13 protein-coding genes are annotated in these 13334 nt (G+C 40.8%); 10 read left to right on the top strand and 3 right to left on the bottom strand.

The annotated features are described in order from the left end of the window. Positions 1-50 precede the first annotated feature (50 nt). Entirely contained in the window at positions 51-812 is a 762-nt protein-coding gene (locus LA313_RS08520) for an alpha/beta fold hydrolase (protein ID WP_228914260.1), read from the bottom strand. Beyond that, positions 812-1528, bottom strand: coding sequence for a pyridoxine 5'-phosphate synthase (locus LA313_RS08515; protein ID WP_228914259.1), 717 nt, complete (start codon positions 1526-1528; stop codon positions 812-814). The genes LA313_RS08520 and LA313_RS08515 overlap by 1 nt, the downstream gene beginning before the upstream one ends. 88 nt (positions 1529-1616) lie before the next feature. On the opposite strand from LA313_RS08515, the gene LA313_RS08510 reads away from it, so the two are divergent. From LA313_RS08510 to LA313_RS08465, 10 genes are all read left to right on the top strand, one after another. Further along, positions 1617-2273 (top strand): CBS domain-containing protein, encoded by a 657-nt coding sequence (locus LA313_RS08510; protein ID WP_228914258.1) that lies wholly within the window; start codon positions 1617-1619, stop codon positions 2271-2273. 2 nt (positions 2274-2275) lie between these two features. Continuing rightward, positions 2276-3160: an NAD kinase gene (locus LA313_RS08505; protein ID WP_228914257.1), complete on the top strand. Its 885-nt coding sequence runs from the start codon at positions 2276-2278 to the stop codon at positions 3158-3160. 101 nt (positions 3161-3261) lie between these two features. Then, positions 3262-3978: a type IX secretion system protein PorG gene (gene porG, locus LA313_RS08500; protein WP_228914256.1), complete on the top strand. Its 717-nt coding sequence runs from the start codon at positions 3262-3264 to the stop codon at positions 3976-3978. Between the two features lies 1 nt (position 3979). Next, a complete protein-coding gene (locus LA313_RS08495; RefSeq protein WP_228914255.1) occupies positions 3980-4720 on the top strand; it encodes an isoprenyl transferase in 741 nt (246 codons plus the stop codon). Then, positions 4692-7346 (top strand): outer membrane protein assembly factor BamA, encoded by a 2655-nt coding sequence (gene bamA / locus LA313_RS08490; protein WP_228914254.1) that lies wholly within the window; start codon positions 4692-4694, stop codon positions 7344-7346. Before LA313_RS08495 ends, bamA begins: the two co-directional genes overlap by 29 nt. 33 nt (positions 7347-7379) lie before the next feature. Next, positions 7380-8183 carry an OmpH family outer membrane protein gene (locus tag LA313_RS08485; RefSeq protein ID WP_228914253.1) on the top strand — a complete coding sequence of 268 codons (804 nt, stop codon included), beginning with the start codon at positions 7380-7382 and terminating at the stop codon, positions 8181-8183. Positions 8184-8251: 68 nt separating this feature from the next. Beyond that, entirely contained in the window at positions 8252-8761 is a 510-nt protein-coding gene (locus tag LA313_RS08480) for an OmpH family outer membrane protein (RefSeq protein WP_228914252.1), read from the top strand. A gap of 66 nt (positions 8762-8827) precedes the next feature. Then, complete coding sequence (murI, locus tag LA313_RS08475; RefSeq protein ID WP_228914251.1) at positions 8828-9616, top strand: glutamate racemase; 789 nt, start codon at positions 8828-8830, stop codon at positions 9614-9616. 69 nt (positions 9617-9685) lie between these two features. After that, positions 9686-10594, top strand: coding sequence for a NifU family protein (locus LA313_RS08470; protein WP_228914250.1), 909 nt, complete (start codon positions 9686-9688; stop codon positions 10592-10594). 56 nt (positions 10595-10650) lie between these two features. After that, a complete protein-coding gene (locus LA313_RS08465; protein WP_228914249.1) occupies positions 10651-10953 on the top strand; it encodes a hypothetical protein in 303 nt (100 codons plus the stop codon). A 68-nt stretch (positions 10954-11021) separates the two neighbouring features. On the opposite strand, the gene LA313_RS08460 is transcribed toward LA313_RS08465, so the two are convergent. Then, a complete protein-coding gene (locus LA313_RS08460) occupies positions 11022-13310 on the bottom strand; it encodes an inorganic phosphate transporter (RefSeq protein ID WP_228914248.1) in 2289 nt (762 codons plus the stop codon). Positions 13311-13334 lie beyond the last annotated feature (24 nt).

The raw sequence follows: 13334 nt of genomic DNA, 5'->3' as shown, positions 1-13334 counted from the left end.
CAAGAAAAACATCAATTTATTACGCGTGCATAGTAAATTCTACAACAGAATTACAAAAATCTCATTACCTCTTCATAAAACTCCTTTTTATTCTCAGCGTGAACCCAGTGCCCCGCTCGCGGAATGACTGAAATTTTCGCTTCGGGAAAATGTTTTTCTATGAGCCCTTCATCTTCTGAAGTAATATAATTTGACCTTTCCCCTTTAATAAAAAGTGTGGGTTTGGAATAAACGTAATCCCCCGGCAGTGCTTCACCTACTTTTTCGATCTCTTTTGTAAGTACCTCCAGATTCAACCTTAGTCCCAGCCGATTTTTTTCTTTCCAATAAAGATTTTTAAGCAAAAACATTCGTACTGCTTTCTGCGACACATATTGTGACAGCACTTCATCTGCTTCTCCCCGCGATTCCAATGTAGCCTCATCAACGGCTTTTAATCCCTTCAAAATATCCTGGTGGTGCGGCGGGTAGTATTTTGGCGCAATATCCACTACTACCAGCTTTTCAATAAGATCAGGAAACAAAGCGGCGGCCGTCATTGCTGTTTTACCTCCCATAGAATGTCCAATTAAAATGGCATTTTTGAGACTGTAGTGCTGAATATATTCTTTGATATCTTTGGCCAGCTCGGTATAATTAAATACCTCACTGTGAGGGCTACGACCATGATTCCTTTGGTCAATGAGGTGCACCTGGTAACCGGCATCGGCAAAATCATTTCCAAGCGTTTTCCAGTTATCACTCATCCCCAAAAATCCATGAAGGATCAATAGAGGCTGCCCCTCTCCCACGATATTCGAATGTAATTTCATTAGCTTCTTAGTAAACTTAAGTATTGATTAATAACATATTCCAGCCCCTGGTATAGAGCTTCGGCTATTAAAGCATGGCCAATAGACACCTCCAGCAAACCAGGAATATTCTTCTGAAAGTATTCAATGTTTGCCAGGGAAAGATCGTGACCAGCATTTATTCCCAGTCCAAGATCATTGGCAGCTTCGGCACAGGATCTATAAGGTTTAATTCCATCTTTGTTTCCTTTTGCATATTGCCGGGCGTATTCCTCGGTATAGAGTTCAATACGATCTGTCCCGGTATTTGCTGCACCTTTGATCATTTCAAGATCGGGATCCACAAAAATCGAAGTCCGGATCCCTTTGTTTTTAAATTCTGAAATGATCTCTCTCAGGTAGTCTTTATGTTTAATAGTATCCCAACCCGCATTTGAAGTAATTGCATCTTCTGCATCGGGAACAAGAGTCACCTGTTCGGGTTTTACCTTTAATACCAGGTCAACGAATTTTTGAATTGGATTTCCTTCAATATTAAATTCTGTGGTTACTACAGGACGAAGGTCCAGCACATCCTGGTATCTTATATGGCGTTCATCTGGCCTTGGGTGAACTGTGATTCCCTGTCCTCCAAACCGCTGCACATCTTTGGCAACCTGTACAACATTGGGAATATCCCCTCCCCGACTGTTTCGAAGGGTTGCAATCTTATTAATATTTACGCTTAATTTAGTCATTTTTGACACTTGTTTTCAACAAAAATACAAAGTTGATTAAGCAAAAAAGTACATTATTTTGATTAATTTGCAGAAAAACCCCGGGGCAATGAACATTCAGCCATACATACTTAATGAGATAAAAATCCCGCAATTCGACACCCCTGTGGCAGAAGTGCTTGAGATTTTCAATGAATATCCTTATTCTCATTTACCCGTCAAACAGGGTGAAACCTATATGGGCTGTATCCCCGTGGCTGATGCCAGGATCTTTGACACAGACAAACCCATGGAGGAGTTTCAATATGCCCTGGAAGGCTTTTTTGTAAGGGATACAGACAACTGGATAGATGTGTTGCATAATTTTTCCAAGAATGATTCCAACATAATGCCCGTTTTAGATGAAAACAATGCATTTTTGGGATATCTTGAGCTACAGGATATTATGAACTTATTTACCGAATCACCTTTCCTTAACAATCCGGGCGGTATTATAGTAGTGGAAAAAGGAGTCAAGGACTATGCCTTTAGTGAAATATGCCAGATTGTGGAATCCAATGGCACCAATGTACTGGGCGCATTCGTTTCAGCCATTGAAAATGAACGTGCACAAATCACTCTTAAAACAGGAGCTGTCCCATTTAATGCCATGTTTCAAACCTTTAGAAGGTACGGCTATGAGGTCGTATCCCAACACTCTGAAGATTCTTTTTCATCGAGTTTGCAGGATCGCTCCCGCTATCTGGATAAATACCTAAACATTTAAGGATGAAGGCTGCAATCTACGGGCAATTTTATCACACCAACTCGGGCGCCTATATTGAAGAACTTCTAAATGTCTTAGATTCTGAAAATATTGAGGTCGCTATAGAAGAGAATTTTCTTAGACTCATTGACGAAAGCAAAGAAATTGAAAAGGATTTTCACCATTTTGCAACCTTTACGGAGCTGGATGATACCTTCGATATTTTTATAAGTGTAGGAGGAGACGGGACTATACTTCATTCGGTAAATTTTGTTCAGGACCTAAATATTCCCATTATGGGAATCAATACCGGGAGACTTGGTTTCCTGGCTACGGTACATAAAGAAGAAATTCGGGCTACCATCTCAAGGCTTCTCAAAAACGAGTATAAGATCTCCGAACGTTCCTTGTTGTGTATTATGACCCAACCTGAAGCGGAAGAACTATGCCACAACAATTTCGCCCTTAATGAAATAGCTGTTAGCAGAAAGAACAGTACCTCCATGATCACTATTGACACCTGGCTTGATGGAGAACCACTTACCTCCTATTGGGCAGACGGGTTAATAGTTTCCACCCCTACCGGCTCTACCGGCTATTCATTAAGTTGTGGCGGCCCCGTGATTACACCTGCCACAAAGGCACTTGTGATCACCCCCATTGCTCCTCACAATCTTAATGCCCGCCCACTGGTCATAAAAGATAACACCACAATCACATTAAAAGTGTCGGGTCGTGCAGATGACTACCTTGTTTCTATGGATTCAAGGTTAGAAACCCTTAAAAACAACACTACAGTCACCATTAAAAAGGCGCCTTTTAAAATAAAAATGGTGGAATTTACAAGTGACACCTTCTTAAAAACCCTCCGAAAAAAACTACTTTGGGGAGAAGATAAGCGCAATTAAAACAATAAAACCTGCTTTAATCTGTTAATGCTAAAGCACAAACTCCCTCATGTTATTGTAGGGTTAACAATATTGTTATATTTGCAGACTTTTGAAGACCTATGAGGTATCTTGTTGTTATGGTTCTAATTGCCCTTTGCGGAAATCAGACCTATTCCCAAAATTTTGAAGTAGGCCCTTTTATAGGAGGAGCAAATTATATTGGGGATGTGGGAAACACTACCTATATCAACCCGAACACACCGGTCTTTGGAGGTCTTGTAAAGTGGAATCGCAGTGATCGCCACTCCTTTAGATTCTCCCTCCTTTACGCCAAAATCGAGGCCGATGATGCAAAATCCAATGAAGGCCGAAGACTGCAAAGAGGATATTCTTTCTCAAATACTATTGCTGAAGCTTCATTAGGTCTTGAATTTACTTTTTGGGATTGGGACCTTCACGCCAATACTTACCAATCAACTCCTTATCTTTACACCGGAATTAACTACTATTTTGCCAATCACTACATGTTGAAAAATTTGGCCTATACCAATCCGGCAGCAAATGAATTACAGGAAGCCGGGAATAACTGGGAATTTTCACTGCCTATCGTAATGGGCTATAAACAAACCCTGAACAATTTTCTCTCTGCTGGCATGGAAATAGGAGCCCGCTATACCTTTACAGACAACCTGGATGGTAGTCACCCTTCAGAAGTTGATGGTAGTTACAACCTTTATGATTTTGGTAACCGAAATACCTCCGACTGGTATGTTTTTACCGGTATCTATTTTACCTTTAACTTTGGGAGAGGATCGGGGTGCTTCAACAAATACTAATATGAATTTTAAAGAGAACATTAACCCTAAAAAATTACCCAAACACATTGCCATCATTATGGATGGTAACGGCAGATGGGCAAAAAAACAGGGTTTAATGCGCGTAAGAGGCCATGAAAAAGGCACTAAAGCGGTTAGGGAAGTTGTGGAAGCAAGTGCAGAATTAGGGGTTGAAAATCTCACCCTTTATGCATTTTCTACAGAAAACTGGAACAGACCCAAGGTGGAAGTGGATATGCTCATGCGACTTTTAGTTTCTTCCCTAAAAAAAGAGATCAAAACCCTTCAGGACAACAATATCAAGTTAAACGCCATAGGTTGCCTTGACACTTTACCTCCAAAAGCCTTTAAAGAATTGCAGGAGGTAATTGAGAAAACCTCGTCAAACAACCGGATGACCCTTACCCTGGCCTTAAGCTATGGTTCCCGGGAAGAATTGTGTAATATGGTGAAGGAAATCGCGAATGAAGTGGCTGCAGGTGAGTTTTCCTCTAAAGATATTGATGAATCGGTTATAAATAAGCATCTTTACACCCGCAATTTACCAGATGTAGATTTGCTAATAAGAACAAGCGGAGAACAACGCATAAGCAATTTCCTTTTATGGCAAATAGCTTATGCCGAATTATATTTTTCAGAAATACTATGGCCAGATTACAGGAGAGAGGATCTCTACGAAGCCATTTATAACTATCAAAACAGAGAACGAAGATTTGGAAAAACAAGTGAGCAACTTAGTTAGTGCCTTTAAAACAAAATCTACATTAGCACTTTTGGCCCTTGGCCTCTTAATAAATTTTACTTCAGTAGCACAGGATCTTCCAATTGCAAACGGACAGGAGTACACAATAGGTGAAATTAAGGTTACAGGAAATGTTTCCTTTAATGAACAAACCATCATTGCATATACCGGTCTAAAAAAGGGCGAAAAGATCTTTATTCCCGGCGACCGCATAAGCAAGGTACTTAAAAAATTATGGGATGTAGGGTCCTTCAGCGATATCAATATTTATGTTACCAACATAGAAGGTAACGTGGCCGATCTTGAACTGGAAATCCAGGAAGTTCCTGCACTTGCGAATGTGAGGATCCAGGGCATCAAGAAAAAGAAACAGGAGGAACTCATAAAAGAGAATAAGCTAACGGTAGGTACTAAGATCACGGAAAACCTGATTACCACCACCAGAAATTTTATCCAGAACACTTATAAAGATGAAGGCTACCTCAACACCAAAGTTGCCATTAATACCGTACCTGTCGAAGACACTTTGAACCGGAACACGGTAAATATGGTAATCAACGTGGATAAGGGAGAGAGAGTGAAGATCGAGGATATCGAAATTACCGGTAACGATGCCTTTTCTGACGCCCGTCTTAAACGAGCCATGAAAAAAACCAAACAGGAAAATTTCCTAAGATTCTGGAAGCGATCGAAATTTATTCCCGAAGAATATGAGGCAGATAAGCAGAAGTTGCTTAATGTTTATAAAGAAAGAGGATATCGCGATGCTCGAATAATTTCTGATAGTCTTATTCGTGTAGATGAAGACGACGTAGCTCTGCAAATCAATATTGAGGAAGGAAACCGATACTATTTTGGTGATATTGAATTCATTGGAAATTCTGTTTATACAGACCAGGAGTTACGAAGAAGACTGGGAATAGGCAAAGGAGATGTTTATAACGGAGTGCTGCTTGAAAAACAGATCGCCGATAACACCAAACCCGATGCAAATGATCTCACCAACCTTTATCAAAATAATGGATACCTCTTTTCTAACATTAACCCGGTTGAAGTAAAGGTTTACAATGACACCATAGATTTCGAAATAAGAATAAGAGAAGGTAAAATTGCCTATTTTGATGAAATTACGGTAATTGGAAATGACAAGACCAAAGACCATGTAATTTACAGAGAAATACGCACCAAACCCGGCCACAAATACAGCAAGGAAGCTGTGGTAAGAACCGTAAGGGAACTTGGGCAATTAGGGTTCTTTGATGCTGAAAACCTTACTCCTGACTTTAAAGAAGTTGACCAGAGCACGGGCACTGTGGACCTGGAATATTCTGTAGTGGAAGCAGGAGCCAGCCAAATTGAGCTCCAGGGAGGTTATGGAGGCGGAGGTTTTGTTGGAACCCTTGGATTATCCTTCAATAACTTCTCTCTAAGCGGACTTTTCGATAAAGATGCTTACCGTCCTTTACCAATGGGAGATGGACAAACACTTTCTTTGCGTGCACAGGCCAGTACTTATTACCAGACTTACAGCCTTTCCTTTTCTGAACCCTGGTGGGGCGGAAAAAAACCTGTAAGGCTTTCAACATCCCTGCAGCACACAGAACAATATTTCTATGATTACAGGAACCGCGAGGCAGATAAAGACCGAAAGTTCTCTATTTCGGGTATTACATTTGGTCTTGCCAGAAGGCTTACAGTACCAGATGATTTCTTTGTATTTTCTACTGCAGTTGCCTTCCAGCACTACAACCTAAGTAATTATAATACTGGTTTATTCACCTTTGGAGATGGATATTCCAATAACTTCTCTTTAACCTTAGGACTAACCCGCGACAACACCTTCAGCAATCCTATTTTCCCAATGGGAGGTTCGAAATTTGAGGTGGTTGCAAAACTTACTCCGCCTTATTCTCTATTTAACGATGTGGATTATGCTAATCTGGGAGACCAGACCGAATTTCAGCTTAAAAACGCAAACGGCGATTTGATCAACAGGCAGGGAAGACCATTAAGAGAGGGAGAAGATCCCGTTCCCGATCAAGCAAAGATTGACCAGGAAAAATACAAGTGGTTAGAATTCTATAAGATCAAATTTAACGGTACCTGGTATACTAACCTATATGATAAACTTGTATTAAAAACGCACGCAGAATATGGTTTCCTAGGTGCTTACAATAATGATCGTGGGGTGCCTCCTTTTGAACGATTCTACCTTGGAGGAGATGGTATGGGAACATACAGTATGGACGGAAGGGAAGCTATTGCTCTAAGAGGGTATCCTAACCAGTCGGTTACCCCTGTGGACAGGGGTGTATTAAGTGCTGCATCAGATAATGATGGGGCCACTATCTACAACAAGTATTCCCTGGAGTTGAGATATCCTATTACTTTAAAGCCTACAGCTTCTATTTTTGCCCTAACTTTCCTTGAAGCCGGTGCTTCTTTTGATGACTTTAGGGACTATAATCCTTTCCAGCTCAACAGGGCGGCAGGTGCTGGTCTAAGAATTTTTATGCCGGCGTTTGGATTACTTGGAATAGACTTTGGATATGGATTCGATCCAATTCCAGGGGAGACCAAAGCAAACGGTTGGGAAACACATTTTATAATTGGACAGCAGTTTTAATTTGGCACGGTATTTTCTATACACCCATTAATTATGAAAAACTCCATTCTTATAACACTTGCTTTCTTAGTCTTTTCAGGCTTTGCCGCAAAGGCGCAGCAAACGGTAAGAATTGGTTATGTAGATATGGAATACATTCTGGAGAATGTTCCCGAATATCAGGAAGCCTCTGCTCAACTTGAAAACAAAGTTCAACAGTGGAAAAGAGAGATAGAGACAGAATTGAACCGGATTGAAAAAATGAAGCAGGATCTTGCGAATGAAAGGCCGCTTTTGACAAGTGAGTTGATTAGTGACCGGGAGGATGAAATAAAGTTTGAAGAAAAAAAGATCCTTGATTACCAGCAAAAACGTTTTGGTCCCAATGGGGATCTTATAACACAAAAGCTGCAATTGGTAAAGCCAATTCAGGATCAGGTTTTTGTTGCGGTGCAGGAAATTGCTAAAAACAGGGATTACGATCTTATCTTTGATAAATCGGCAGATGTCATCACTTTATATGCAGCCGACCGGCTGGATGTTAGTGACCAGGTTCTTAGAAGCATTACCAGGGCCTCTAATCGTGAAGAGTTGGAAACCCGTCAGGAAAAACGGGAACTGGTAAGACAGGAAGCAAAGACTGTTGAAGAAGATGCGGTACTTTCAGAAAGAGAACAACTGCAACAACAAAGAAAAGAAGAAAGAGAAGCTCTACTGGAAGAACGACGCAGGGTAAGAGACTCAATTCGCACGGCAAAGAAGGAGGAATTGGAGAAACGCAGGCAAGAAATATTAGAAGAACGCCAGCGAAAAAAAGATTCCGTAGCCAAAGCGAGGGAAGAAAACAGAAATAATTAAAAGGCCATTATTAAATTTTCGGTAAATAATTCAACAATTAAATAATCTAAATAATCAATTTTTAAACAATGAAACAATTCAAGACACTTCTAATAGCTGTAGCTTTAATCCTGGGAGCATCCTCTTTTGCAAACGCACAAACAAAAGTAGCTCACATTGCAACTCAGGAACTAATTGAACAAATGCCGTCTTACAAAACTGCAATGAACCAGTTAGAAAAACTACAAAAGACTTACGATACCCAGATCAAGGAGATGGTAACTGAAGCACAGGGTACAATGAAAAGATATGAAGCCGAAGCTCAAACCAAAACCGATGAAGAAAATCAAAAAAGAGCATTAGAGCTTCAACAAACCCAAAGATCTATTGGCGAGTACCGTCAAACTGCTGAGCAGGATCTTAGAAAGAAAGAAGTAGATCTTCTAAAGCCTGTTTTCGAAAAAGCCCGTACTACAATCCAAAAAGTAGCTCGTGCAAAAGAGTTTGATTATGTTCTTGACTCAACAACTGGAACGGGAGTGATCATGGCCGATGGATATGACCTAATGCCAGATGTAAAGAAAGAGTTAGGAATTTAATTTCCATTCTCAAAAAATATTGTAAAAACTGCGCATCATTGATGCGCAGTTTTTATTTTTACAGGAATGAGTAAAGATAAGCCTATTGGGATTTTTGATTCGGGTGTTGGCGGCACCTCCATCTGGAAAGAAATCCATCACCTGCTCCCCCTGGAACACACTATTTATTTAGCCGACAGCGCTAATGCCCCATACGGAGAAAAACCTCCCGAGGAGATTGTAAGGCTAAGTGTCAAAAATACCCGAAAACTACTGGAAATGGGTGCTAAGATCATTGTAGTGGCCTGTAATACGGCAACGACAAATGCCATCACTCACCTAAGATCCTCTTACAATGTACCTTTTATTGGGATAGAACCTGCAATTAAGCCTGCGGCTTTGCAAAGTGAGACTAAATGTATTGGCATACTGGCAACCAAAGGAACCCTCTCCAGCGCCCTTTTTGCAAGGACATCAGATCTTTATTCTAAAGACAACAAGATCATCGAGGTTGTGGGAAAAGGTTTAGTTGAGGAGATCGAAAAAGGGCAAAAAGATTCTTCCTTTTTAAAGAAGATGCTTGAAGAATTACTGGACCCAATGATCAAAGCAGGAATTGATCACCTGGTGCTGGGATGCAGCCATTACCCCTATTTAATTCCCACGCTTGAGAAAATTCTTCCCGCACATGTTAAGATCATCGATTCGGGCATGGCCGTGGCAAAACAGACTAAGGTAGTTCTGCAAGGTCTTGACCTCCTTACCGGGAATCAACAACATTTACCCGAGTTCTTCACGAATGGCAGCCCGGAAATTCTTAAGAACATTATCCCCGCCCCTGCCGGTTCTTTCAAGGTTAACCATCTGGATTTCTAAAAGCATTGAATCATTCTAAATAAGAGGTAGAATGCAAAGAGAAAATTGTACTTTTGCAAAAATTTCGACATGAAAAATATCACCATAAATATACAGCCTACCACTAAACCTACTATTGTTAAGTTCGAGGCTAACGTTTTTTTGACCAAACATGAAAGCTTTGAATTTCAAAATATTGAAGAGGCAGGACGTTCTCCTTTAGCCCAACAGCTATTTCACCTCCCGTTTGTAAAAAAGGTCTATATAGCCCAGAATTTTGTGGCTATTGAAAAGTATAACATTGTGCACTGGAAAGATGTACAGCAAGAAATTTCGGAGCAAATAGAGTCATTTTTAAACAGTGGCGGAACTGTAGTTACTCCTCCCAAAGAGGAAGTCAAAAAAATTCCGGTAACCGTTTATGCCGAGAGTACTCCAAACCCAACTGTGATGAAGTTTGTTTCCAATAAGAAACTGGTGCTTCAAAGCGTGGAATTTAAGAATATCGATGAGGCAAAAAACGCACCTTTAGCCAAAGCTCTATTTCATTTCCCATTTGTAAAAGAAGTTTTTATTGATGAAAACTACCTCTCTATCATGAAATTTGACATTGCCGAATGGGAGGAAATCACCCAGGAGCTCAGGGAATTTATGAGAGAGTATTTGGAACAGGGAAAAGATGTTTTACTGGACGACAGCGAACAACCATCTTCTACAAAAAATAAAGAAGAAGCCCCGGTACAGAAGATTGAACTGGATGATACCTCCAGGGAAATTGTTGCCATTCTTGACGAATACATCAAACCTGCAGTTGCAAGTGACGGTGGAAACATCCTGTTTGAAAGCTATGACCAGGACCAAAAACTAGTTAAGGTGATCCTTCAGGGAGCATGTAGCGGTTGCCCCTCTTCCACAATCACCCTTAAAAATGGAATCGAAACCATGTTAAAGGATATGCTTGCAGGACGGGTGGAACGCGTGGAAGCCATTAATGGGTAATTTAAAGATTTTATTCACTGAAAGTTAAAGATTTAGGTTTCCTAATATATAGAGCTATGAAAAAAATAAGCAAATTCGTAAAAATCCCGTTGTTGATCCTTGGTGTTTCAGCAATCTTTACCGGCTGCCAGGAGATGAATTCCAGAGTGGATGAGCAACTGGACAGGATCAATGACCGTGCAGAAGAACTTGATTCTGCTGTTAACCGCGGCTTGGATAAGGTAGAGGATCTTGATTCTACTATTACCGCAAAAACAAAGAGAATTAAGAACCTGGATTCTGTTGTGCGAAAGACTTCAACAAGAATTGACTCTTTGGTTAATAAAGGCACACAAGAAATCGACCGCAGGTTAAATTAAACTTCAGGTTAACTGAAGTAATAAAAATTAAAGACTGCAAGACCTTTCAAAAATGGGGTTTTGCGGTCTTATTTTTTTTGAGGTGCTCCAGCCGAAAATCGAGTGGTTTCTACAGCGATATTGAATTCCCGGTACAGCTCCAGGAGGTTCATTGTAGAGGTAATGAGGTCACGGGTTTCCAGAAGTAAACCAAAATAAAGCTCAGAATTTTTAGGACTGCTTTCGGTGGTCCTTATACGGTTGATCTGCTTTTCTATAAGGTCCCCAACATCACTCAAAAGCGCTTGCTTCCCTGCCAATACCACATCAATACGTGCAAAATCCTGTTTATCAAAAATATCCTCTATCTCGTCAAACAGAGCCTGCATTTTATCATCTACCCTTTTTAGATCCCTTATTTGATTAAACTTGAGGTTCTTATGGTTATTATTCACGTGATTGTAGCTGTTCCTTGTAATATAACCAATTGACTGGACAATATCCTGCAGGTAATCCAGGATAAGTATGTAAAAACGATTGGAATCAAGGGAACCCTCCTCAATAGTTTTGATGAAGTAAAAGACATTCCGCTTTAGCTCATCAATTTCAGATTCAAGTTTTTTAATTGACTTTTTGTTCTTTTTAAGTTTACTCTTGTCATAATAGCCAAGGTTTTTCACCGTCTTGGAAAACATCTGGTTCACTCCGCAAACGATGCCCGAAATATTTTTTGAGCTCTCCACTACTATGTCATTAATGGTGCTGATGTCATTCCTTCGGAAAGGCTTTTTTAATTTCTTCTCCTTCTCTTTTCGGGAATGAAGCACAAAGCTGCGGGCTATGCTGAAGATCGCCAGGCCAATAAGCACTGTAATGGCAATAATTCCACCAAAATAGATTATCGCGGCAAAAATAGCCGCTGCCGAAAAAGCTACCAGTGCGGTAACAAACCAGCCACCCACAACATTTACAACACCGGCAACGCGATAGACAGCGCTTTCCCTGTCCCAGGCCCTGTCTGCTAATGAAGTACCCATAGCCACCATAAAAGTAACGTAAGTGGTCGAAAGCGGTAATTTTAGGCTGGTACCAATAGAGATAAGAATACTTGCCACTACAAGATTGACCGAAGCCCGTACAAGGTCGAAGGCCGGAGTATCCTCGACATCTCTGGTAAAAGCCTTCGGTTTCTGAAATTTCTCTTCTATTTTACTCCTTACCTGCTGGGGAGTTATGGCGCCTATTACATTTCCCAGTAATACAGAATAGCGTACAATTCCGCGAGAAAGGAAATTAGGATCAAATCTCTCTGTCACTTCTCCCTGTCGGGAAAGATTAACTCCTGTTTCCACCACGTTTCGCGCCTTTCGTGAAAACCAAAGGGTCACTACCATGACTGCCCCTGCTCCCAATAAAAGAAACGGGGGCGTTGAAACTTCCCCCTGCAGGCCGGTCATAGAAAATTCTGAAGGTAAAACCCCGGAAGAGGCATAGGCTGTTTGCCATAATTCGAAAGACTGCCAGGCGGCAATTGGTACCCCGATAAAATTCACAAGGTCATTTCCGGCAAAAGCAAGTGCAAGGGAAAAGGTACCCACAAGGATCACGAACTTGAGGATATGAGTTTTAAATATGCTCATTAACAACTGCGAGATAACGGTAAAAAACACCAGGCCTATCCCGATAATGATTAATGTATTATTGTCCAGGTAATCGAGGTAAGCTTCAGGAATAAAAGTGACCGATTTTAAACCTTTCAGAAGAATAAAATATAGAATCGCTGTTAAAGACACCCCTCCAAAAATGGCACCTACGTACTTAACTTTCTGCTCAAATTGAAAAGAGAAAATTAAGCGTGATAGATATTGGACTATAGCCCCAATGAGAAAAGCAATGACGACGGCCAGTAAGATCCCAATAATGATCTCGGTGGCCTTTGATGTATTGATATAGGTAAGGATATCCCCGTAATTTCCGGACTCATTGTATATCTTGATTGCTGCAATACTGACTGCCGCACCAAGTAGTTCAAAAACTATAGATACCGTGGTGGAAGTAGGTAATCCCAGGGAGTTAAAGAAGTCCAGTAGCAGAACATCGGTGATCATTACTGCCATAAAGATGATCATGATCTCCTCAAAATAAAATTCGCCCGGCATGAATATACCTTTTCTGGCGACCTCCATTATGCCACTTGAAAAGATTGCGCCCACACCTACACCAATACTGGCAACTATAAGTATGGTCTTCATGGGAAAAGCACGGGATCCAATTGCCGAGCTTAAGAAATTAATGGCGTCATTACTCACCCCAACAACAAGATCTGTGACTGCCAGAGCAAAGAGGGCAACCAGCATTACGATATAGATATCTTCCATTAAGAAAAGCGGGTTTGGCACTGC

It is taken from the genome of Salinimicrobium sediminilitoris (genome assembly GCF_020866905.1).
GTDB lineage: Bacteria > Bacteroidota > Bacteroidia > Flavobacteriales > Flavobacteriaceae > Salinimicrobium > Salinimicrobium sediminilitoris.
Note: the sequence above shows the minus strand (reverse complement) of the source record. Positions and strands in the feature narration are given on the sequence as shown.

Excerpts from the sequence above, each read along its gene's own strand:
- LA313_RS08480 (WP_228914252.1), top strand. The coding sequence starts at position 8,252 with ATGAAACAATTCAAGACACTTCTAATAGCTGTAGCTTTAATCCTGGGA.
- LA313_RS08505 (WP_228914257.1), top strand. The coding sequence starts at position 2,276 with ATGAAGGCTGCAATCTACGGGCAATTTTATCACACCAACTCGGGCGCC.
- LA313_RS08510 (WP_228914258.1), top strand. The coding sequence starts at position 1,617 with ATGAACATTCAGCCATACATACTTAATGAGATAAAAATCCCGCAATTC.
- LA313_RS08485 (WP_228914253.1), top strand. The coding sequence starts at position 7,380 with ATGAAAAACTCCATTCTTATAACACTTGCTTTCTTAGTCTTTTCAGGC.
- LA313_RS08460 (WP_228914248.1), bottom strand. The coding sequence starts at position 13,310 with ATGGAAGATATCTATATCGTAATGCTGGTTGCCCTCTTTGCTCTGGCA.
- LA313_RS08515 (WP_228914259.1), bottom strand. The coding sequence starts at position 1,528 with ATGACTAAATTAAGCGTAAATATTAATAAGATTGCAACCCTTCGAAAC.
- LA313_RS08520 (WP_228914260.1), bottom strand. The coding sequence starts at position 812 with ATGAAATTACATTCGAATATCGTGGGAGAGGGGCAGCCTCTATTGATC.
- LA313_RS08465 (WP_228914249.1), top strand. The coding sequence starts at position 10,651 with ATGAAAAAAATAAGCAAATTCGTAAAAATCCCGTTGTTGATCCTTGGT.
- porG (WP_228914256.1), top strand. The coding sequence starts at position 3,262 with ATGAGGTATCTTGTTGTTATGGTTCTAATTGCCCTTTGCGGAAATCAG.
- LA313_RS08470 (WP_228914250.1), top strand. The coding sequence starts at position 9,686 with ATGAAAAATATCACCATAAATATACAGCCTACCACTAAACCTACTATT.
- LA313_RS08495 (WP_228914255.1), top strand. The coding sequence starts at position 3,980 with ATGAATTTTAAAGAGAACATTAACCCTAAAAAATTACCCAAACACATT.
- murI (WP_228914251.1), top strand. The coding sequence starts at position 8,828 with ATGAGTAAAGATAAGCCTATTGGGATTTTTGATTCGGGTGTTGGCGGC.